A 22,117-nucleotide genomic window follows, 5' to 3' on the forward strand; every position below is an offset into this window, starting at 1 on the left:
GTTAGCTGACAGCTCTACGTTCAAACAGACTATTCAACAGAAAGCGAACAGCGAACAGCTGTCAGCTAAAAGCTCAAGAAAATGAAAATCATCATCACCGGCGGGGCCGGCTTCATTGGGTCGCACGTGGTGCGCCTGTTCGTAAACAAGTATCCGGAGTATCAGATTCTGAACCTGGACGCGCTGACGTATGCCGGCAACCTGGAGAACCTGCGCGACATCGAAACTGCACCCAACTACCGCCTGGTGAAGGGCGATATTACGGATCAGGCCTTCGTGGACGAGCTATTTGCCCGCGAGGAGCCCGACGCCGTGATTCACCTGGCTGCTGAGAGCCACGTAGACCGGAGCATTACCGACCCGCTGGCCTTCGTGAAGACCAACGTGCTGGGTACGGTGCACCTGCTGAACGCCGCCAAAAACCTGTGGAAGCCGCTGGGCTACGAGGGCAAGGTGTTCTACCACGTGAGCACCGACGAGGTGTACGGCTCGCTGGACTTCGGCCCCGACATGTTCACGGAGGAAACCAGCTACGACCCCCGCTCGCCCTATTCGGCCAGCAAGGCCTCGTCCGACCACTTCGTGCGGGCTTGGCACCACACCTACCACATGCCCATCAAGCTGAGCAACTGCTCGAACAACTACGGTCCCAATCACTTCCCCGAGAAGCTCATTCCGCTGGCTATTCACCGCATCCAAAACGGCGAGGCAATTCCGGTGTATGGCAAGGGCGAAAACGTGCGCGATTGGCTGTTCGTGAAGGACCACGCCACCGCTATTGATGCCGTGTTCCACAAGGGTACGGTGGGCGAAACCTACAACATCGGCGGCGTGAACGAGTGGGCTAACCTAGAGCTGATTCACCTGCTCTGCGACACACTCGACGAGAAAACCGGTAAGCCACAGGGGACCTCGCGCCAACTCATCAAGTTCGTAACCGACCGTGCCGGCCACGACCTGCGCTATGCCATCGACAGCAGCAAAATCATGAACGAGCTGGGCTGGAAACCGTCCGTTACGTTCGAGCAGGGCTTGGGCCTGACCGTGGACTGGTACCTCGAAAACCAGCAGTGGCTCGACAACGTGACCAGTGGTTCTTACCAGGATTACTACCAGAAGCAGTACAACCGCTAGGTCAGGGTAAAAGGAACGTCATGCTTTATCTGATGTACGCTTGTCGAAGCATCTTTACCGCTGACGTTTGATTACTATTCAAGCGAAGCGGTAAAGATGCTTCGACAAGCTCAGCATGATGTGCTGATTACTCCAAACAGAATGTACGATACTCCTTTTCACGACCGGCCGCTAGATAACCTGGCTTTCCTCGTTACCGGTGGGGCCGGCTTTATCGGCTCGAACCTGGTAGAATATCTGTTGAAATACGGCGCCAAAGAGGTGCGCGTACTCGACAACTTCTCCAACGGCTTCCGCAAGAACGTGGCCCTGTTTGCCGAAAGTCCCGCCCTGCGCGTTGTGGAAGGCGACATTCGCGACCGGCAGACCTGCATTGACGCCTGCAAGGGCATCGATGTGGTGTTGCACCAGGCCGCGCTGGGTTCCGTACCGCGCTCCATCAACGACCCGATTACGAGCAACGACGTGAACGTGGGCGGCTTCGTGAACATGCTGGTAGGCGCCAAGGAGGCGGGCGTGAAGCGCTTCGTGTACGCAGCCTCCAGCTCCACATACGGCGACCACCAGGCGCTGCCCAAGGTGGAGGACCGCATCGGCAAGCCGCTGTCGCCCTACGCCGTGACCAAGTATGCCAACGAACTCTACGCCGACGTGTTCGGCAAGACCTACGGCATGGAAATCATCGGCCTGCGCTACTTCAACATCTTCGGCCCGCGCCAGGACCCGAACGGCGCCTATGCGGCCGTTATTCCGCTCTTCATTGATGCCGTGCTGGAGGGCCGTCCGCCCCGCATGAACGGCGACGGGGGCCAGACCCGCGACTTCACGTTTGTGGAGAACTGCGTGCAGGCCAACATCAAAGCCGCGCTGGTCGACAGCAAGGAAGCGGTAAACCAGGTCTACAACGTAGCTGTGGCCGACCGCACGTCCCTCAACGACCTGTTCAACATCCTCAAGCAGGAAGCCGGCTCCGACATCGTGCCCGAGTACGGCCCCGACCGCGCCGGCGACATCCGCGACTCGCTGGCTGACATCTCGAAGGCCAAAAACCTACTCGGCTACGAGCCGAAGGTGCGGATCCAGGAAGGTTTGCAGAAGACGCTGGACTGGTTCAAGACCCACCCGGATTTTATTGCTGAGCGGAACTAGTAAAACGTCATGCTGAGCTTGCCGAAGCATCTCTACCGCTTTGTGGGAATTGCTTTACGAAGCGGTAGAGATGCTTCGCCATATGCTCAGCAAGACGTTTCTTCATTCAAAACTCTAACACTTCAGATATGAAAGGTATTATCCTCGCCGGCGGTTCCGGCACCCGACTGCATCCGCTCACGCTGGCCGTATCCAAGCAGATGATGCCGGTGTACGACAAGCCGATGGTGTACTATCCGCTGTCTATTCTGATGATGGCGGGCATCCGCGAAATCCTCATTATCACCACGCCCCACGACCAGGAGCAGTTCAAGAAGCTGCTCGGCGACGGTTCCAAGCTGGGCTGCCGCTTCGAGTACGTGGTGCAGGAAGTGCCCAACGGGCTGGCTCAGGCCTTCGTACTGGGTGCCGATTTCATCGGCTCTGATAAGGTAGCGTTGGTACTCGGCGACAACATCTTCCACGGCGAAGGCATGGAGGAGCTGCTCAAGAGCAACAACGACCCCCAGGGCGGTGTGGTATACGCCTACCACGTGCACGACCCCGAGCGCTACGGCGTAGTCGAGTTCGATGCCAACAACAAAGCCCTCAGCATCGAGGAGAAGCCGGAAAAGCCCAAGAGCAACTACGCCGTACCGGGCCTATACTTCTACGACAACGACGTGGTGCAGATTGCCCGCGACCTGAAGCCCAGCCCCCGCGGCGAGTACGAAATCACCGACGTCAACCAGGAGTATCTGCGTCGGGGCAAGCTGAAAGTGGGCATCCTGGGCCGCGGCACGGCTTGGCTCGATACAGGTACCTTCGAGAGCCTGATGCAGGCTGGCGAGTTCGTGCGCGTACTCGAGCAGCGCCAGGGCCTGAAGGTGGGCTCGATTGAAGAAGTGGCCTACCGCCAGGGTTTCATCGATGCCGACCAGTTGCGCACCATTGCCGAACCGTTGCGCAAAAGCGGCTACGGCGACTACCTCATGCGCCTGCCCGAGCAGCTGCTGATGTAGTTTTTTTGAGAGGTGAGAAGTAAGAAATGAGAGGTTGGACTTTCGTGCTGGTGGCCCTGCTTTGTTGGGTGCCGGCACGAAAGTCCAACCTCTCATTTCTTACTTCTCACCTCTCAAAAATAAACTCCGGACCATGGTTTTCGCAGCGCGCTGCCGAATCCTAATCCGATGAAGAAGCTCCTGTTTTTCGCGCCGCTGCTAGTGGCTGTTGCGCTGCTGAGTAGATATAAGAACGTTCTGGACTTTCTCGAATTCAATGTGGGGGACTCGCAGACGTAGCGTTGGCTGAGCAAGTTGAGAACAGGGGGCCTACACGAAATCCGGGCTAATTCGCAGCCCGTATATTTACGGGTAATATTCAACTTCCATGAAAAAAATACTGTTTCTGTTACCCTTGCTGGGTTTCCTGATTTTTTCAGGCTGTAAGAAGATTAATGAGCTGCTGACTTTCGAAATTTCGGATTCGCAGAACATTAAAATTCCGGCTAGTGGCCTGGTTACGCCTCCTTTCGTTTCGCCGATTGCTGTGCCGGTGCGCTCCGAGGAAAACTTCAAAAACAACAACACCCGCGCCGATCTGGTAAAGGATGTCAGCCTCACGAAGCTCACGCTCACTATCACCGATCCGGCTGCCGAAAACTTCAACTTCCTGCGCAGCATCAAAATTTCCATCGGCACCGACCAGAACGATAAAGTGCCTTTGGCTTCGCTGGATGATGTGCCTATGGGGGTGTCAAGTATCGAGCTGAAGTCCAGCAACACCAAGCTCGACAAGTACCTGAAAGCTCAGAGCTATACGCTCTACACCGAGGTAACGCTGCGCGGCAACGTGGCCCGCGAACTCACCCTGCGTTCCGACTCCAAGTTCAAGGTAACCGCCGATCCGCTGTAGCACAGCGGTAAGAAACGCCGGTCCACCGGCTCCATACAACAGCCTCCCCCGCTTGCAGCTACTGCAAAGCGGGGGAGGCTGTTGTATGGAGCCGGTGGACTGTTGCTACCGGGTTAGCGGTTGCGGCCGTACTGCTCGTGGCTGCTCACCCAGTCGGAACTACTGATGGCTGAGCCCAGGCTCAGCTCGCCGGCCAGCACCACGCCGGCCACAATTTCGGCGAACTTATTGACGGTGCCGCGACCCACGCAGCCCAGCATCCGCAAGTACTCGTTTTGGGTGGCCAGGCTGGTGCCGCCGCCGTGGGTGGCCACAATCAGGCTCGGAATGGTGATGCTGATGTAGAGGTCTTCCTCGGGCGTGATTTCGGAGTAGAAAATGCCCGCTGACGACTCGCTCACGTTGGCCACATCCTGGCCGGTGGCAATGAACATGGCCGTGATGCCGTTGGCCGAGTGCGCCCCGTTGTTGTTGGCCCCCGACATGAACGCGCCCACGTTGCTCACCTGCCCGTGGTAGGCCAGTTGCTCGGGCGTGACGCGCATGCGCTGCTGCAGCAGGTTGCGCGGAATGATGGCCTCAGCCACCACGCGCTTGCCGCGGGTGCGCATCACGTTTATCTGGGAAGCCTTTTTGTCGGTGGCGAAGTTTGATTCGAGGTAGAAATGGCGGACGGGTGCCCCCTTGTAGTTCTCCAGAATCCAGGAGCAGGCCGCGAAGGTGGCGCGGCCCACCATGTTCTGGCCCGCCGCGTCGCCGGTGCTGTAATTGAAGCGCAGGTAGGCGAACTTGTTGCTCAGGTAGGTATCAATATACTGCAGCTTGGCGATGCTGGAGGTACTTTCGGCCTGGGGTCGGATGCGGCCGATTTCCTCCTCCACCCAGCGCCCGAAGTCGCGGGCCCCGCGGGCATCATCGAACACGAACACCGGGGCCCGCTGCATGGCGTCGCCGATAACCGTGCACTTCACGCCGCCGCTGAGGTTGAGCACCTGAATGCCGCGGTTGTAACTGGCCACCAGCGTGCCCTCGGTCGTGGCCAGCGGAATCAGGAAGTCGCCCTGGGCGTGCTCGCCGTTTACGTGCAGGGGGCCGGCCAGGCCCACCGGAATCTGGGCAATGCCCGTGAAATGCTCGCAGTTGCCCTGCAGCGCGTGAGCATCGAAGGAGTACTGCTTGAGGTGCTCGAACTTCTGGCCTGAGAACTCCTCGGCAAATTCCTGGCGCTTGCGGATGGCCTCGTCGGAGTAATCGTCGTGGGCGTCGCGCGGGATGCGGGGGCGGTTGTCGGGTGTGAGGGTGATGCTGTCCTCCACTTCCACGTTCAGGTCGCCAAATGGGTCGGAGGCGAACTGCACTTGGATGGTGTGCAGGCCCTCGGCCAGCTGGCTGGTGGCCAGGTAAAACGTGGCCGACTGGCCCACCGGCAGCGTAAAGCCCGCGCTGTCGGCGTTGAACACCACGGCCGGTCGGATGTCGCCCTCGCCCAGGTCAATGGCAATTTCACTGATGCCCAGCCGCACATCGTCTATCTGTACATGGTCGATGCGGGTGATGCGCACCGTGTCGAGGCGGTTTTTGATGCTGAAGGCGACGCCCTCGGGCGTGTTGCGCAGGCTGCCGCGGGTGTAGAGCAGCTTCAGCAGCATGGGGCTGGGCGTGAAAACCATAAGGGCGGGCGTTAAGGAGTTGGGATTTGCAAAGGGTAAAGTAGGAATGTTTTCGGATAGAAGCTGGGAGGTGTGAGGGCATAGTGAAGCCAAGCCTCACTTCCCCTGGATTTTGGTGCTATCATTATCTGGCCCGATGAATGATAGCGGCATTGTAAAGAATGTCGAAACCGGCCGGCCATTTCGCCTACCCGGAGTGAAATAACCCCTCAGCAACTTTACCAGTCGTAGCGCCTCTGCGTCGGCTAGCGGATGCAGGCTTTGAACAATGGCTGGATTGCGTATTTCACCACGTTTATCTACCTCAAATTGTACCAATACTCTACCGCTAATGGAGCGCGGTAGGCTATCAGGCCAACGGATATTTTGGTGTAAATAATCAGCGAATGGAAGCTCGTTGTTATGCGCTTGCGCCGTAGCTCGAAAATTAACCAGAAGTAACAGGCTCAAGAGAAGTGTTTTATGCATCTTACTCCATGCTAAAGGTGATGGGGACGTTGTACTCAACCGCTACGGGCCGGCCGCTTTGGCTGCCAGGAGTCCACGATTTCAGCATACTGACAACGCGCAGAGCCTCCGCGTCGGCATCTGGGTGGAAGCCTTTCACAACTCGGACATTCTGCTGATTGCCCGCTTCATCAACAGTAAATCGCACGAAGACCCGTCCGCTTTCTGTCAGACCTGCCGGATAACGTAGGTTTTCGCCGATAAACTGCATCATCTTTTGCGGGCCACCTTGGAAAACCGGAAGGCGCTCTGCCACGTCTCCGTAAGGGCGGCTAACCCAGTCAGTTCGCGGCAGTGGGGACGTAGTCGGCAGCTTCTGCCGCACCTGCGCCACGGCCTCCTGCGCGCCCAAACCCAGCCCACACACCAGTACCAACGCCACCAGAAACCGCCGCAGCTTTGGGCGTAGGGCGGGCCGGGGCGGCAATGGGGCTGGTTGATTGGGGGCCAGTTGGGCGGGGTGAAACTGGCCACACACCCGGCCGTCGGGCGAGGCTTGGAAGGCGGCCTCTAGGTCAGCTGCCGAGCTTTGGGTGAAATCGAGCACCGTCCGGTTGCAACGGGCGCAGTGCTGGCCCTGGGCGGCGGGCGTCATCTGGGTCCAGCTTTCGGAGCAGGCACGTAGGCGAACATGGAGTACGGGAAGTGGAAGCATGGCACGGCATCAGCGAACAACCAATATACAACGCTACTCGAACTCTCAACCGTGCTTTTTCAGCTGGTTATTTGATACTTACCGGCTCGGTGTCGCTCCAGAACTCGCGGCCCTCGGTGTCGATGTAGCCGAAGGAGCCCGAGGGCGTCTGCACGCGGGCTACACCGCCGAAAAAGGGCGCGGCCTGCAGGTAGCGCGGCTCGACGAGGCGGCGGCCTTCGGGGCCGAGGTAGCCCCAGCGGCCGTTCTGGCGCACGGCGGGCAGCAAGGGGCTGCCGCCCCGGCGCACCGAGTCGTATTGCAGGGGCTGCACCAGCTTGCCCCGATTATCCAGCACGCCCCATTTCGGGCCCTGGCGCACCAGCAGCAGGCCGTTGTAGTTGTCTTTTATTTCGTCGTAGATGGCTGGTATGCGCGCCGTGCCAACGGTGAAGCGGAAGCCTACCTTCCCATCGGGGCCGCGCACCAGGTCGCCCTGTTCGAGGGGGTCTTCATCGGCTGGCTCGGCCACTTCGGCGGGGGGCAGCCGACGGCCGGCGGGGTTGATGGCAAAGGTTTCGGCGTTGAGCGTGACGGTGGCCTGGTTGTTCTGGAAATTGCCGGCCTGCTCGTACTGCACCGGCGTTACGGGGTTGCCGCTGCCATCAATGTAACCGTAGCGGTTGCCCACTCGCACCCAGGCCAGCTCGTCGGCGAAGGGGCCCGCCTCATCGTAGCGGGCGGGCAGCACCAGCCGGCCCCGGCGGTCGGCGTAGCCCCACTGCCTACCCTGCCGGAAGGGTACCAGCCGGGCTTCGGCCGCCTGCGCCCAGGCTGCCAGCGGCAGCGCCGATGCCAGCAGCATCGATACCAGTAGCAAAAGCAGCACTCGTCTCATGGGTAGGGGAGTAGGGCAGACCGAAGCCTAGCTTAACGAAGGTAGGCACTTTGGCCAAAACCAAAGCCAGCCCAACCGGTTGATTCACGCGCTCTTCGCCCGTCGCTTACCAGCCTGTCGGCTTGCGCCGAGCCGGTGTTCGGAGGGTGGCGCTACAACTAAGCAGCCAGCCGGCGTATCTTTGCACCCGCTTAACCGGGCGGCTATCCACTTCTTTTTACTTTATGCCTTTATCTGTTCCTTATCCACGCTTTACGCTGGCCGATCGGCTGACGCAGGAGCAGCTGGCCTTTTTTCAGGAACACGGCTTTCTGCATTTCCGCGGCTTTATCGGAACCGATACCGTGGCCGAGTTGCTGCGGGCTTCCGAGCAGGTGCAGCAGCGCTGGCTGGCCGACGAAGTGAAGAAGGTAAACGGTGTGCCCATCAAGTACGGGAAAGATGTAGATGGAGCACCCATCGTGCAGCGCTTTGCCTTTGCTTCGCACCACAGCCCCACACTGCATGAGTTTTTACAGGATCCGCGCTTTACGGCCCTGTTTCCGTTGCTGGAAACGAGCAGTGGAGGCCGGGTGGGCGAAGATGAGAAGGATGGCCTTGTCATCAACCACTACGTGAACGTAACGGGCTCGGAGTTCTCGCAGATGGGCTGGCACACCGACTCACTGCGCGACGTGTTTTACGGCAAGAAAATAGGACCGATGCTGAACGTGGGCGTGCACCTCGATGGTACACCAGCTACCAACGGCGGCCTGCGGGTGCTGGCCGGCACCCACCGCCAAAGCCTGCGCGACATTCTGTTCCGGAAGAAATACTACAAAGACGTAGGCCCCGACCCCGACGAAATCGTCATCGAAACCGAGCCCGGCGACCTGACCGTGCACGACGGCCGCATGTGGCACCGCGTGGCCCGCTCGCCGCTGGTAGGCGAGGCCTCGCGCCGCCGCGTGATGTACGTGCCCATTCTGGCCGGTAAGTACGAGCCCAAGCACGACAATAGCCCCACACCCTTCTACCTGCGCTTTCTGCACCTAGTGAAGTAGGGCGGCGAAATGGTAAAAAACGTCATTCTGAGCATAGCGAAGAATCTCGCTTGCCAAAGTGATTCTCGGCGTTGAGTTGCCGTTGCAATAGTAGCACACGAGATTCTTCGCTATGCTCAGAATGACGTCCTTCCATCTTATTTCCACCTTACCTTGAAAACTGCCCTTGTAACCGGTGGCTCGCGCGGCATTGGTCGGGCGTTGGCCCTGGAGCTGGCCCGCCACGGCTACGATCTGCTGCTCACGGCCCGCTCGGCCGACGACCTGGAGCAGGTCGCCACCGAAGTCCGGCTGCTCGGCCGTGAGGCCCGCACGCTGCCGCTCGATTTGGCCTCGCCCGATGCGGCGGCGGCGCTGGCCACCTGGGCCCAGGCCCAGCCCGGCGAACTGGCGGTACTTATAAACAACGCGGGATACGGCCTGTGGGGGCGTTTCGAAGAGCTGCCGCTGGAGCGCCAGCTGAACATGCTGCAGCTCAATATGCAGCTGCCAGTGACGCTCACGCACCTGTTGTTGCCCGCGCTGCACCGCGCCAAAAAGGCTTATGTGCTCAATGTAGCCAGTACCGCTGCCTACCAGGCCGTACCCACCCTCGCGCTTTATGCGGCCAGCAAAGCGTTTCTGCTCAGCTTCAGCCGCGGCCTTCGCTTCGAGTTGCGCGAAACAGGCGTATCTGTCTGCTGCCTCAGCCCCGGCTCCACCAGCACCAGCTTTGCCGACCGCGCCGGCATGAATGCCGAGTTGCAGGCCACCGCCAACAAAGTAGCGATGACGCCCGAGCAGGTGGCCCAGGCCGGCATCCGGGCCCTGCTGGCCGGCGAGGCCGAAATCATTCCCGGCGCCCTCAACAAAGTATCGGCGGCCCTTACGAGTGTCGTGCCCAAAAGCCTCACCGAGCGCATCGCCGCCGGCATCTACGAGAAGTATTTGTGAGAGGTATTGGGCTAGAGAAATGTCATTCAGCGCGGAGCGAAGAATGACATTTCTCTAGCCCCTAACTACCCACCGACTGCCCCTCCACGCCAGCCACACAAACAGCGGGGCAGCCAGCACATCGTAGGTGTAGTGAGCGTGCTGGATGAGTACCAGGATGCCTACCGCCACGGTGCCGGCCAGCAGCAGCCAGCGGCGCCAGCCAACGGGCACTGCCAGCGCCAGTAGCAGCAGCGTAGCGGTGTGACCCGAGAAGAACAGGTCCTTGGTGATGGGGGTGGGGGCGGCGTAGAGGAACATGTCCACCAGCGGATCCTGCAGCAGCACCAGGCCCGGCGGCGGCTCCAGCGGCAGCAGCCAGAGCGTGGCGCAACGCAGAAGGTGCAGCAGTAAGTAGGCCCACAATGCCCGTAGCAGCCGCCCCGGCCGTGGCAGCAGCGTGGTTACTCCCAGCGCAATGCCCAGATAGATAACCGCAAATGTGGCCTCCGAAACATCGTGGGCGGGCAGCCAGTCCAGCAGCGGGTCGGGCAGGTGGTAGCCGGGGCGCGCCTGCACCCAGGCAAAGAAACCCGGCAGCTGGCTGGCCAGCGCCAGCAGCAGCGCCAGCACCAGCAGCAGCCGTACCCGGAAGGCCGGCTGGTGCCAGGCCACGGGCCAGGTGAGCGGTGCAACTGGTGGGTTCGTCGTCCTGTTACGGGCTGCTGGTGCGCTGGGGAAATCGGGGGGGAGCATCGCCGGCAAAAGTAGCGCAAAGCAGCCAGCGTGGGGTTGGCGCGTCTGGTAGTTACGGGGGGCGCGCCGGGCGGTGTATATTGGCCGGAGCCCCCGGTATCCGGCTGCTGCCACTTGCCCTTCTTATTCTGCTGCCCATGAAGAACTGCTACTCCCTGGCCGCCGCGCTGGCCCTCACGCTCTCGGCCGTCGGCGCGGCCAACGCCCAAAAAAGTAAGCCCGCTGCTTCCGCCTTAACTGCCCGCGTGGCCCAGCTGGCCGAACAGGGAAAACCCCAGGTAATTGCCTGGCGGCGCGACCTGCACGAACACCCCGAGCTGGGCAACCAGGAAACCCGCACCGCCGCCCTCGTGGCCGCCCACCTGCGTAGCCTGGGCCTGGAAGTGCAAACGGGTGTGGCCCGCACCGGTGTAGTAGGCATTCTGAAAGGCGGCCGGCCCGGCCCGGTAGTGGCCCTGCGGGCCGATATGGATGGGCTGCCTGTAACCGAGTCATCCGGCTTGCCCTTCGCCTCCAAAGTGCGCACCGACTACAACGGCCAGCAGGTGGGCGTGATGCACGCCTGCGGCCACGACACCCATGTAGCCATGCTGCTTGGGGCGGCCGATGTACTCGTGAAGATGAAGAAAGACCTGCCTGGTACCGTGAAATTCATTTTCCAGCCCGCCGAGGAAGGCTCGCTGCCGGGCATTGAGGGCGGCGCGCGGCTCATGGTGAAGGAAGGCGTGCTCGAAAACCCCAAGGTCGATGCCATCTTCGGTCTCCACATTCAGGCCCAGACCGAGGTGGGCCGCCTGAGCTATCGGCCGGGCGGCGAAATGGCGTCGTCCGACGTGTTCACTATCAAAGTGAAGGGCAAATCGGCTCACGGTGCCTACCCCTGGCTGGCTGTCGACCCAGTGGTGACGGCCGCCCAGATTATTCTGGGTCTGCAAACCATCGTCAGCCGGCAAGCTGAGTTGACGGAAGATGCCGTGGTGCTAACCGTGGGCATGGTGCACGGCGGGGTGCGCAACAACATCATCCCCGAGCAGGTGGAACTGACCGGCACCATCCGCTGCCTCAATAAGGATATGCAGCAGAAGGTGTGGGCAGCCGTGCGCCGCACGGCCACTGGCATTGCCGAAAGCGCCGGCGCCACCGCCGAAGTCGACATCACCAATTACGCTCCCATTACCTACAACGACCCCGCCCTGACCAGCCGCATGGTGCCCAGCCTGGAGCGCGCCGCTGGCCCGGCCAACGTAACCGTGCAAAAAGCCGTAACCGGGGCCGAAGACTTTGCTTTCTACCAGGAAAAAGTGCCCGGCCTGTTCGTGTTCGTGGGCGGCATGCCCGTGGGTAAAGACCCCGCCACCACCGCCCCACACCATACAGCCGGCTTTTTTGTAGATGAAAGCGGCCTTACGCTCGGCGTACGCACCCTCGCCACCCTGGCCCTCGACTATTTGAGCGGAAAGTAAGTTTTGAGCCATTAGCTGACAGCTTTGGGGCCGATACACCGATAAGGCGGGTCCACAAAGTATCAAGCAGAGCGGTATGAAGCCAGCCGCTCCCGCTGAACGAATCAGCGTAATCTGTATAATCTGCAACATCTGTGATGAATATTGCCCTTGTAACCTGCGAAAGCCTGGCCCAGTACGGTGCCCCCAACGTTGACGACGAAGACGCCCTGCTCACCCGCTACCTGCGCGAGCAGGGCCACGATGTGGAGCCGCGTATCTGGAGCAACCCGGTGGTGGAGTGGGGCCGCTACGATGTGGTGCTGCTGAAGTCGCCCTGGGATTATTTCGACCGCGTGGAGGAGTTTCTGCACTGGCTCGACACCCTGGAGCGGGACCAGGTACGCCTGCTCAACCCCGTGAGCGTGGTGCGCTGGAACACCAACAAGCGCTATCTGCTGGAGATGGAGCAGGCCGGCGTGCGCATTGTGCCCACCCGGCTACTGCCCCGGGGCGAAGCCGTAGATGCCGCCGCGCTGCTCGAAGAAATGGGCCAGGAGCAGATTGTGGTAAAGCCGGCCGTGAGCGGTGGGGCCAAAAACACCTTCATCATCAGCCGCCACGAAACCGCTGTGCGCCAGCCCCAGCTAACCGAACTGGTGGCGCAGGAGGATTTTCTGGCCCAGCCGTTTTTGTCGCGCATTCAGGAGGAAGGCGAGTGGTCGTTGCTCTACTACGGCGGCGAATTCAGCCACGCGGTACTCAAAACGCCCAAGGCCGGCGACTTCCGGGTGCAGCACTACCTGGGCGGTGCCATTGCCCCCCGCGAGGCCCCGGCCCATCTGCGCCAGGCCGCCGACCGCATCGTGCAGCAGTTCGCGCCCGGCTGCCTTTACGCCCGCGTCGATGGCCTCGACCAGGACGGTGAGCTGCTACTCATGGAGCTGGAGCTCATCGAACCCTTCCTCTACCTCGCCTCCGCCCCCCAGGCCCTGCCCCGTTACGAGCAGGCGTTGCGGCGGATGGGTGAGTAACTCGGGGCAAGAAGTCAAGAAGAGAAGGGTCATGCTGAGCGAAGGCGCTAGCCGAAGTCGAAGCATCTCTACCGCAACAGTAATTCCTGGCGTCAGGATTAGCATTGCAGTAGAGATGCTTCGACTTCGGCTAGCGCCTTCGCTCAGCATGACCCTTTTTAATTTCCAGCCTATCCTTCTACGAAAACCCGTTCACCGTGAAACCGCCGTCCACGGCCAGAGTCTGGCCGGTGATGTAGGCGGCGGCGGGCAGGCACAGAAAGGCTACGGCGGCCGATACTTCTTCGGGCTCGCCCACCCGGCCCATGGGCGTGCGGGCCAGCACACTGGCGCGGAAATCCTCGTTTTTGAGCACCGTTTCGGCCAGCGGCGTGCGGATATACCACGGAGCCACGCAGTTGACGCGGATGTTGTGGCTGGCCCACTCCACGGCCAGGTTGCGCGTGAGCTGCACCAGGGCGGCCTTGGTCATGCCGTAAATGGCCCCGGTGCGTACGTGCGTGAGGCCCGCCACCGACGAGATGTTGACGATGCTGCCGCCCCCGGCCGCCACTAGCTGCGGGTGCAGGCCGCGGCTTAGCTCCCAGGCCGAATCGAGGTTGGTGGCCAGCAGCTGCCGGTACTCGTCGTCGGTGTAGTCGAGGGTGGGCTTGCGGATGTTGGTGCCCACGTTGTTGACGAGGACGTTTATTTGGGGCCAGCGTTCAGCCAGTTGGCCCAGCAGACCGGCGCGGCCAGCGGGCGTGCTCACGTCGGCGGGTAGGGCGTGGGCGGGCAGGCCCTGCTGCTGCCACTCGGCTACTTGCTGCTCCAGATCGGCGGCGGTGCGGGCCACGGCTACCACCGTAGCGCCCAGCGCCAGCAGTTCGGCTGCTACCGCAGCCCCAATGCCTTTCGAGGCACCCGTTACTACGGCCGTCTGGCCGGCGAGGCTCCAGCGGGAAGGGAAAAAAACAGAAGAGTTGCTCATATAGATGTCTTGAAATACTTAAAATTCAGGCTTGTGTATTGGTCTGCTTCAGAAATGGTATTAACCAGAGATGGTGGCAATTTTTTACATGTATATGACTGTCAATATATTAAAAAGCAAAACGAATTCATTGGCTGATATCGATAATTTCAACATGATACTGTTTTGATAATAAATATTTCAACGAACAGTGTATTGTGTTAATAAAATCATAATTTGGTTGCCTGATTGAGGGATTTCTCGCATCGGGAATCTTTCTTTGATTCAAACCCCCATTTCCACAACCAACCCCAGTTTATGCACCACAAATACTCTGTTGCAGCACTTTTGCTGCTGGGTGGCCTTAGCTCTTCGGCCGCCTTTGCTCAGGACTACTCGCGGGTACAAAGTAAGAGCCTGCGCGACAACGGCACGCCCTACCTGATCGAGTTTAAAGCGGCGGGAAATGCCTTTAAGCTCAGCGACGCTCCAACTGTACTCCGCCAGCAACTGGCCCTAAGCAGCTCCGATGAACTGCTGGCAGTTGAAACCAAGGCCGACGAACTGGGCTTCGTGCATGAAAAGTACCAGCAGTACTACAAGGGAATTAAGGTAGAACATGCCCTGTATACGGTGCATGCCCGCCAGGGGAACCTGGAGAGCATCAGCGGCCAGATAGAAAAGGTGGAAAACCTGAACGTAACGCCTTCGCTCGATGCTGCCACTGGCTTGCAGCGGGCCATGGCCTTTGTGGGAGCCAAGGAGTACATGTGGCAGGATGCCCGCGAGGAAGCCGGCCTGAAGCAGCAGGAAGCCAACCCCAATGCTACGTACAAGCCCCAGGGCGAACTGGTAGTGATGCACGATGCCGTTGCCGGTCAGCCGGCACTGGCCTGGAAGTTTAACGTATATGCCAAGGCTCCCCTCAGCCGGGCTTACGTTTACGTAGATGCCCACTCGGGCCGCGTTATTTCTCAGGATGCCATCATCAAGCACGCGGCGGCTACCGGCACATTTGCCACGGCCTACAACGGCACCCGCAGCATTGCCACCGCCACCACTACCGGCGGCTTCTACCTGCGCGAAGCCACCCGCGGCCTGGGCATCGAAACCTACAACTGCAAAAAAGGCAACAGCTACGCCGCTGCTACCGATTTCGTGGACACCGACAACAACTGGACGTCCGCTGAGTATAACAACGCCAACTTCGACAACATTGCCGGCGATGCGCACTTCGGCGCGCAGGCTACCTACGACTACTGGAAGGTGGTACACAACCGCAATTCGTACGACAACGCCGGTGCCAAAATCAAGAGCTATGTGCATTTTGACGACATTCCGGGCGGCGCCGGTTACGAAAATGCCTACTGGAACGGCTCGGTGATGACCTACGGTGACGGGGCCACCACCTTCAAGCCCCTGACTTCGCTCGACGTGTGCGCCCACGAAATCGGCCACGCCATCTGCGAGAAAACAGCCAACCTGACCTACGCCAACGAGTCGGGCGCCATGAACGAAGGCTTTTCCGACATCTGGGGCGCCTGCGTAGAAGCCAAGGCCGTAACTGACTTCGGCCTGACCGGCATGAGTACCTGGAGCATTGGCGAGCAGATTATGAAGAGCGGCGGCGCCCTTCGCTCGATGAGCAACCCCAACCTGTACGGCCAGCCCGACACCTATAAGGGCACTAACTGGAAGCCCACTTCTACTTCGCCCTCCAACGCCAACGACCAGGGCGGTGTGCACACCAACTCGGGCGTGCTCAACTTCTGGTTCTACCTGCTCAGCCAGGGCGGCACGGGTACCAACGACATCGGCAGCGCTTACTCGGTAACCGGCCTGGGTATTTCCAATGCCGCTAAAATTGCCTACCGCACCGAAAGCGTGTACCTGACGGCTTCTTCGACCTACGCCCAGGCCCGCACGGCCTCCATTTCGGCGGCTACCGATTTGTTCGGTGCTGGTTCGGCCCAGGTGGTAGCGGTTACCAACGCCTGGTACGCCGTGGGCGTGGGCGCCGCTTCGGGCGGTACCACCCCGCCGCCCGTTGTGGCCTACTGCGCCAGCAAGGGCACCAGCGTGGCCTACGAGTGGATTGATTACGTGAAGCTGGGCACCATTACCCGTACTTCGGGTGCCGATGCCGGCTACTACAACGGTACGGCCACTAGCACCACTATTGCCGCTGGCTCGTCGCAGACCATCAGCTTCTCGGCTGGTTTCGCCTCGACGGCCTACACTGAAAACTGGCGCATCTACATCGACTACAACCAGGACGGCGACTTCTCTGACGCCGGCGAAACGGTCGTGTCGGGCTCTTCGGCCAGCAGTGGCACGCTCTCCGGTACCTTTACAGTACCATCTTCGGCCCGCAGTGGAGCCACGCGCATGCGGGTGATCCTGAGTGACAATGCTGCCACCACGAGCTGCAATAACTACAGCTACGGCGAAACGGAGGACTACACCGTCAACATCACCGGCGGAACTGGCCTGACGGCCGGCGGTGGCGCTAGTGTTGCCGCCCAGAGCGCTTCGCTCGGCAGCACCAGCCTCGAAAAAGCGGTTACGCTGTACCCAAACCCGGCAGCCAGCGTGCTCAACATTGTGCTGGCCAGCAAGTCTCCGGCCGTGTCGGCGGTGGTTACCGACCTGCGCGGTGCCCGCGTAGCCAACGTTTCCTTCGCGAACGGACAGCTGAATGTGGCCAACCTGGCCAGCGGCATCTACCTGCTCACCGTTTCCGATGGTCAGAAAACCTTCCACGAGCGTTTCGTGAAGCAGTAAGTTTGGTTGAGTTTTCTGACTGCGAGCTATTAGCTTTCGGTCAGAAAACTCAACAAATAAAAGAAGGCCCCGCACCTAGTTGAGTGCGGGGCCTTCTTCGTTTTTCAGCTAACAGCTAACAGCTAACAGCTAACAGCTAACAGCTAACGAGCCCACGGTGCGTATTCCAGCTTTAGCTCCAGCTGGCCGTAATTGTCGTTGAGCGGCGAAGCCGAGCGGCCCGCGTCGAAGCCTGGGCTGGGAACCGTGCTGATATCGTCTAGCTGGTCGGTGGTGGTGAGCGAATACGAGCCTTCGATGGTCGCGTTCAGCCGCGAGGTAAGGCGAACAGTGACGCCCACTCCTATCGGCAGCACCAGCGCCAGGGCAGGGTAGTCGAAGCGTTCGGGCTCAAGGTAGGCCGGCGTGAAATTGCCACTGGGTCGTTGTGTACCGCGGTACGCCTTCGGGCTGTATAGGGCCAGGCCAACGCCTGTTTTAAAGTAGGGCTTGATGATGGACGACTGGCCGGCGGGCAAGGAGTAGGCACCTGGGTCGCGCAACGGTTCCCAGCGCACGAAGGCCGTGCCTACCGCATTATTGCCCCTGAACGCCAGGCCACGGCTTGGTAAGTAGTCTTTGGCACCGATTTGCAGGTACGATACCTCGCTGCCCACCTGCCAGTGCGGATGAAACTGGTAGAGCAGGCCCGCGCTCAGGCTGGGTCCCAGAAACTGGTCGCCCAGGCTGCTGGTCAGGTCGCCGTTGTAGTAGCCCACGCCACCACCCAGCGTAAAGCGCACCGGTCCTTTGTAGTACAGGCGGCCCTGCTTATCGTAGTGGCGGGGGCGGCGCTCGGGGCCGGCCGCCGACTGGGCCAGCGCCGAATGCGTAGCGGCCGTGGTGAGCAGCAGGGCCGCAGCAGGCAGAAAGGAGCGAAGGGTCACGAAGTTAGAAAGCAAAATGAGGGGCCCGCCGCGCCAGAAGCATGGCAGCCCGATGAAGCTCTAACGGAAACCAGCGACAAATGATTGTCTGGCCAGCTTTGCGCAGCAGGTTACACGCTTTCGAAACGGCCTTGCAGCGGGGTGCTTACTTGTACGTGCCTTTGGGGTCGGGTAAGTGGGTCAGCAGGTCGGCAATCAGACCGAAGTCGACGGAGGCAATGCTGGTGGCCTGGCCTTTATGCACGGCTTCCCAGGCCTGGGCGTACTGCTCCTGGTAGTAATAGGCGCGGGCCAGCTGCTGCCAGGCGTTGGCGTTGGCGGGGTCTTGGGTGGTGGCCTTCTGTAGCAGCTCGGTGCCGGTTTTCAGGTCCTTTTTCTTCTTGCTCTGCTCGTAGCGGATCAGGTAGCTGGTGCCCAGGTCGGAGAGAAACGACGAGTTGGTGGGAGCCAACGTCAGGCTCTTTTCCAGCAGCTCAATCGCCTGTTCGGGCGTGGGGTTGCTGCTGGCTAGTACGCCCAGGCCGTGGTAGGCATTGGCGTTGCTAGGGTCGAGCACCCAGGCCAGGTTAAAGCGGTAGGCGGCCGTATCGCGCTGGTTTTCCACCAGGTACTCGTAGCCTTTGCGGCTGAAAAACTGGCTGGCTTCGGCCCGCGAGGGGAAGCTGCCGGCCAGCCCTGCCACAGTAGCCGGCCCCAGCGCCTGCTCGGCCTGCACCGCCGAAAGGCCGCCAAAGAGCGGCTGGCTGCGGCTGCCCAGCACTGCTTCGCGGGTGTCGGCGGTAGCCGTTTTTGCCGCCTTGCCGGCCCGCTGGGCCAGGGTTGGTTGCAGTCCGGCGCCCAGTAACAGCGCAGTCAGCAGGAAAACAGGAATCGGGAGTTTCATGGAGTAGTAGAGTAGCGGTACAAAGGCGGGCAGCCCAACTAACCGGGCTGCGGGCTGCCAAATATACGCCCGCTGCCCCAACCGTGCCTACTGCGGGTTCGCCTCTGCCAACCTCTTTCCCACCCGGCCGTTGTGGCCATAGCGGCGGCAATCCGGCCGGCTGGCCCTGTCGTACCTGCGCCATTGCGTGGCCCGTTGGGTGGCGTTGATCCTGCTCCTTTTTTTCTACTGAATGCGCTTTCTGTTTCTTCGCCTGCTGCCTGCTCTGCTAATTACGATGCTGCTGCTGGCCGCCGCCACCGAGTACAGCGTGGCCCGCCCCAGCCGCCGCACCGCCGATGTGGCCTACATACCGGCCACCGACTCGGCCTACAGCGCCAAACGCCACCTCCTCGATGTGTATGCGCCCAAAAAGCCCGGCGCCCGGCCCTATCCGGTAGTGGTATTCATTCATGGCGGCAACTGGACCAGCGGCAGCAAAGACCTGTACTCGTTTGTAGGCCGCCGGCTGGCCAAGCAGGGAGTGGTGGCCGTGGTCATCAACTACCGCCTGTCGCCGGACGTACGCGTACCCCAGATGGCCGACGATTGTGCCCGGGCCGTGGTATGGGTGCGCCGCCACATTGCCGACTACGGCGGCGACCCGGCCCGGCTGTTTACGATGGGCCACTCGGCCGGGGGCGGCCTGGCGGCGCTACTGGCCACCGACGACGCCCGGTTCCAGCGCTGGGGCGAAACCACCAACCCGGTACGCGGCGTGGTGCTCGACGATGCCGCCGGCCTCGATATGTATGACTACCTGAAAAAGAAAGCTTATCCCGGCGACAACCAGTATATCGTATCCTTTGGCCCCAACCCGGCCAGTTGGCGCGAGGTGTCGGCCCGCCACCACCTCACGCCCCAAACGCCTCCCTTTCTCATCTTCGTGGGTGGCGAAACCTACCCCTCCATCAGCAGTAGCAGTGCCGAGTTTCGCAAGGCGCTGGTGGGCCTGGGCCACACGCCTTACTACCAGGTGCAGCCCGGCAAAAAGCATATTCCGATGGTGCTGCAGCTATACTGGCAACACAATATCATCTATCAGAAGCTGCTGCCGTTTGTGGGGGCGAAGGAGTAAGAAGGATGAGGTAGGCAGAACGTCATTCAAAATAGCCCAAGCTGCAGCGGTGGGCTCTCCAGCTCCAGCAGCCACTTTTTCCGGGCCAGGCCGCCGGCATAGCCCGTTAGCTGGCCGCCGGCCCCGATGATGCGGTGGCAGGGCCAGATGATGGCCAACGGATTCTGGCCGTTGGCTGCGCCCACGGCCCGCACTGCGCCGGGGTTGCCCAGCTGCCGGGCCAGATCGAGGTAGGAGGCCGTGCGCCCGTAGGCCACAGCCGGCAGTGCCGCCCACACTTGCCGCTGGAATTCGGTGCCGGCTGCCACGGCCGTGCGCACGGTAAACTCGCGCAGCTCGCCCCCAAAGTAAGCGCGTAGCTGCTCGTGGGCCAGCTGCAGGCAGCCGGGAACTCCTCCGGCCGGAGTAGGTGTGCCCAGGCTGTCAGTAGCCAGAAAACTTACCTCGCTCAGGCCCGCCTCCGTACCCCGCAATTCCAGCAGGCCTAGTGGCGTAGCCAGCAGCGCCCGGGCCGGGGAGTTGGTGTCGGGCAGGCCAGCGGGTAGTTCAGGCATCAGGTCTTGAATTAGATAAAAACACGGTTTAAGGGCAGTTTGCAGCTTGTTTGTTGCAGTATGCCGGGGCTCGGAAAGCAAGTGGCGCTGTAACTGCCTGAGAAAAACCCGTATATTAGTAGGGGCGAAGCAGGAAAATATAAATCTACGCGTAGATTTTTGACTGTTGCTTATTTGCGCTCCATTTACTCTGTCCCAACTTCCAAAGCCACCTCCATCGTGCGACGTTTATTTCTCTGCTCTGCGCTCGGTTTGGGCCTGCTCGGCCAGTTGCTGGTAGTTGCGGCACCGCCCGCGTACATGGCTGCCCTCACGCCCACCGAAACGCCGCCCGCTCAGGGCTGGGGCACAGGGCTTACGGCCTCTTACTTCAGCAATGGCTCGCTGGCGGGCCAGCCCGTACTCAAGCGCCAGGATGAGGTAGTGGATTTCCGCTGGGGCCTGAATTCGCCCGCGCCCGGCCTGCCCGCCGATAATTTTTCGGTGCGCTGGGAAGGTCTGATTGCCGCGCCGGGTACCGGCCGCTACCGCTTTGTAGCCGTAACCACCGACGAGGTGCGCCTGTGGGTGAACGGCCGGATGGTAATCGATACCTGGGACGGGAAGAAAGCCAGCAGCAAGCTCGATAACAGCGTTTCGCTGGCCGCCGGCGAAAAGGCCACCATCAAACTCGAATACAACAACGCAGCCGGCATGGCTGGTATTCAGCTGCATTGGGTGGCTCCCGGTCAGGGCCAGCAGCTGATTCCGACTGGCAACCTCTATCCGCTGGGTTCGCCCACTACGCCCGACCCGGCTGGTGCGCCGCCCGTGGCCAAAGCTGCCGTAGCACCCGCACCCCGGCCCGAGCCGGCCCCGGTGGCCGCTCCTAAGCCGGCCCCAGTCGTTGCCGCCGCCCCCAAGCCGGCGCCAGCGCCCAAGCCTGCACCTGCTCCGGCAGCTGCTAAGCCCGCCAAGCCCGCTCCGGCGGTAGCCGCCGCCCCGGCCAAGAAACCGGTAGCTGAGGACGAGGTAACTCCCGTTGGCGACCTGTCGGGACTTTATGTTATTACGGTTCGCTCGACGGGGAAGCCGCTGGAGGTAACCCAGGACCGTCCGGTATCTCTGGCCGAGCAGCTGGCAACGGCCGGCGCGGCGCGCCCCGCCGATCCGCAGTGGCGCCTCGAACCCACCGGTAGCGGCCTGTACCGCCTGGTGGTGCCCGGCAGCAACAAAGTGCTGGAGGTGCTGGGTAGCTCCACCTCCAACGGTGCCCCGGCCAGCCTCTGGACTTACTACAGCGGCTACAACCAGCAATGGAAAATTGAGCCCACTGACGACGGCTACTTCAAGCTGATTTCGAAAAACGGCCGCAACAAAGCCCTCACCGACAAGGACTCCGTCGATGGTGGCATTCAGCAGTGGCGCTACACGGGCAAGCTCACGCAGCAGTGGAAGCTGACGCCGGCCAAAGCCTCCGAAGAGCCTATACTGGCCGGAGCCAGCACCGCCCGCAAAGTGGGTTCCAACAGCATGAGCGTGTACCCTAACCCCTCCAACGGCGTGATGCAGATGGCCTACAGCCTCAGCGAAGCCAAGCCGCTGGGCTGGGTGCTCTACAACCAGAACGGCGTGGCCGTGCGCGTATCCGACTACCGCAAGCAGCCGGCCGGCTCGCACCATCAAACCCTCAACTTCAGCAGCCTCCCCGCCGGCGACTACTACCTGAGCCTAACCGTAGGCGCCAGCAATACCCGCCAGGTGGTGTCCATCCGCCGCCCCGGTGCCGATGCCCCGGAGGTAGGTAACGATGCAGCCGAGCGTCCCTAAGCAGCAACAGGTAAAAAGCCCCG

General features: G+C 61.1%; 20 protein-coding genes. 11 read left to right on the plus strand and 9 right to left on the minus strand.

The features are described from left to right. Nucleotides 1-81 precede the first annotated feature (81 nt). The 4 genes from rfbB (at nt 82) to HW554_RS15410 (ending at nt 4,176) form a co-directional block, all read left to right on the plus strand. Nucleotides 82-1,134, plus strand: coding sequence for a dTDP-glucose 4,6-dehydratase (rfbB, locus tag HW554_RS15395; RefSeq protein ID WP_176909474.1), 1,053 nt, complete (start codon nt 82-84; stop codon nt 1,132-1,134). A gap of 141 nt (nt 1,135-1,275) precedes the next feature. After that, complete coding sequence (locus tag HW554_RS15400; protein WP_176909475.1) at nt 1,276-2,283, plus strand: SDR family oxidoreductase; 1,008 nt, start codon at nt 1,276-1,278, stop codon at nt 2,281-2,283. Between the two features lie 128 nt (nt 2,284-2,411). After that, a complete protein-coding gene (gene rfbA / locus HW554_RS15405) occupies nt 2,412-3,284 on the plus strand; it encodes a glucose-1-phosphate thymidylyltransferase RfbA (protein ID WP_176898042.1) in 873 nt (290 codons plus the stop codon). A 367-nt stretch (nt 3,285-3,651) separates the two neighbouring features. Continuing rightward, the gene (locus tag HW554_RS15410) at nt 3,652-4,176 is read left to right on the plus strand and encodes a hypothetical protein (RefSeq protein ID WP_176909476.1); all 525 of its coding nucleotides are present in this window, start codon (nt 3,652-3,654) and stop codon (nt 4,174-4,176) included. Nucleotides 4,177-4,289: 113 nt separating this feature from the next. Here HW554_RS15410 and HW554_RS15415 read toward each other — a convergent pair whose 3' ends face one another. From HW554_RS15415 to HW554_RS15430, 4 genes are all read right to left on the minus strand, one after another. Continuing rightward, entirely contained in the window at nt 4,290-5,846 is a 1,557-nt protein-coding gene (locus HW554_RS15415) for a hydroxymethylglutaryl-CoA reductase (protein ID WP_176909477.1), read from the minus strand. A 96-nt stretch (nt 5,847-5,942) separates the two neighbouring features. Further along, a complete protein-coding gene (locus HW554_RS21105; RefSeq protein ID WP_176909478.1) occupies nt 5,943-6,314 on the minus strand; it encodes an energy transducer TonB in 372 nt (123 codons plus the stop codon). A 1-nt stretch (nt 6,315) separates the two neighbouring features. Further along, nucleotides 6,316-7,008 carry an energy transducer TonB gene (locus HW554_RS15425; protein ID WP_176909479.1) on the minus strand — a complete coding sequence of 231 codons (693 nt, stop codon included), beginning with the start codon at nt 7,006-7,008 and terminating at the stop codon, nt 6,316-6,318. A gap of 67 nt (nt 7,009-7,075) precedes the next feature. Beyond that, a complete protein-coding gene (locus HW554_RS15430; RefSeq protein ID WP_176909480.1) occupies nt 7,076-7,885 on the minus strand; it encodes a WG repeat-containing protein in 810 nt (269 codons plus the stop codon). A 224-nt stretch (nt 7,886-8,109) separates the two neighbouring features. Between HW554_RS15430 and HW554_RS15435 the strand changes: the two genes are divergently transcribed. Together HW554_RS15435 and HW554_RS15440 are read left to right on the plus strand one after the other, a co-directional pair. After that, nucleotides 8,110-8,928, plus strand: coding sequence for a phytanoyl-CoA dioxygenase family protein (locus tag HW554_RS15435; protein WP_176909481.1), 819 nt, complete (start codon nt 8,110-8,112; stop codon nt 8,926-8,928). A gap of 153 nt (nt 8,929-9,081) precedes the next feature. Next, nucleotides 9,082-9,861 carry an SDR family NAD(P)-dependent oxidoreductase gene (locus HW554_RS15440; RefSeq protein WP_176909482.1) on the plus strand — a complete coding sequence of 260 codons (780 nt, stop codon included), beginning with the start codon at nt 9,082-9,084 and terminating at the stop codon, nt 9,859-9,861. 54 nt (nt 9,862-9,915) lie between these two features. Here the strand turns inward: HW554_RS15440 and HW554_RS15445 are convergent, their stop codons facing one another. After that, nucleotides 9,916-10,596, minus strand: a complete 681-nt coding sequence (locus HW554_RS15445; protein ID WP_176909483.1) for a phosphatase PAP2-related protein — start codon at nt 10,594-10,596, stop codon at nt 9,916-9,918. A gap of 137 nt (nt 10,597-10,733) precedes the next feature. Here HW554_RS15445 and HW554_RS15450 point away from each other — a divergent pair, with 137 nt between their 5' ends. After that, nucleotides 10,734-12,059: an amidohydrolase gene (locus HW554_RS15450; RefSeq protein WP_176909484.1), complete on the plus strand. Its 1,326-nt coding sequence runs from the start codon at nt 10,734-10,736 to the stop codon at nt 12,057-12,059. 137 nt (nt 12,060-12,196) lie between these two features. After that, nucleotides 12,197-13,072, plus strand: coding sequence for an ATP-grasp domain-containing protein (locus tag HW554_RS15455; RefSeq protein ID WP_176909485.1), 876 nt, complete (start codon nt 12,197-12,199; stop codon nt 13,070-13,072). Between the two features lie 178 nt (nt 13,073-13,250). On the opposite strand, the gene HW554_RS15460 is transcribed toward HW554_RS15455, so the two are convergent. Further along, the gene (locus HW554_RS15460) at nt 13,251-14,042 is read right to left on the minus strand and encodes an SDR family oxidoreductase (RefSeq protein WP_176909486.1); all 792 of its coding nucleotides are present in this window, start codon (nt 14,040-14,042) and stop codon (nt 13,251-13,253) included. A gap of 297 nt (nt 14,043-14,339) precedes the next feature. Here HW554_RS15460 and HW554_RS15465 point away from each other — a divergent pair, with 297 nt between their 5' ends. Beyond that, nucleotides 14,340-16,805: a M4 family metallopeptidase gene (locus HW554_RS15465; RefSeq protein WP_176909487.1), complete on the plus strand. Its 2,466-nt coding sequence runs from the start codon at nt 14,340-14,342 to the stop codon at nt 16,803-16,805. Nucleotides 16,806-16,948: 143 nt separating this feature from the next. On the opposite strand, the gene HW554_RS15470 is transcribed toward HW554_RS15465, so the two are convergent. Both HW554_RS15470 and HW554_RS15475 read right to left on the minus strand, forming a co-directional pair. Further along, the gene (locus HW554_RS15470) at nt 16,949-17,731 is read right to left on the minus strand and encodes an outer membrane beta-barrel protein (protein WP_176909488.1); all 783 of its coding nucleotides are present in this window, start codon (nt 17,729-17,731) and stop codon (nt 16,949-16,951) included. A 145-nt stretch (nt 17,732-17,876) separates the two neighbouring features. After that, entirely contained in the window at nt 17,877-18,614 is a 738-nt protein-coding gene (locus HW554_RS15475) for a TPR domain-containing protein (RefSeq protein ID WP_176909489.1), read from the minus strand. 232 nt (nt 18,615-18,846) lie between these two features. On the opposite strand from HW554_RS15475, the gene HW554_RS15480 reads away from it, so the two are divergent. Continuing rightward, nucleotides 18,847-19,731: an alpha/beta fold hydrolase gene (locus HW554_RS15480; RefSeq protein ID WP_176909490.1), complete on the plus strand. Its 885-nt coding sequence runs from the start codon at nt 18,847-18,849 to the stop codon at nt 19,729-19,731. 26 nt (nt 19,732-19,757) lie between these two features. On the opposite strand, the gene HW554_RS15485 is transcribed toward HW554_RS15480, so the two are convergent. Beyond that, entirely contained in the window at nt 19,758-20,285 is a 528-nt protein-coding gene (locus tag HW554_RS15485; RefSeq protein ID WP_176909491.1) for a methylated-DNA--[protein]-cysteine S-methyltransferase, read from the minus strand. A gap of 219 nt (nt 20,286-20,504) precedes the next feature. On the opposite strand from HW554_RS15485, the gene HW554_RS15490 reads away from it, so the two are divergent. Continuing rightward, nucleotides 20,505-22,094, plus strand: a complete 1,590-nt coding sequence (locus HW554_RS15490) for an RICIN domain-containing protein (RefSeq protein WP_176909492.1) — start codon at nt 20,505-20,507, stop codon at nt 22,092-22,094. The last annotated feature ends 23 nt before the right edge of the window (nt 22,095-22,117 follow it).

The sequence above is a fragment of the Hymenobacter lapidiphilus genome, from assembly GCF_013377885.1.
Taxonomy (GTDB): domain Bacteria; phylum Bacteroidota; class Bacteroidia; order Cytophagales; family Hymenobacteraceae; genus Hymenobacter; species Hymenobacter lapidiphilus.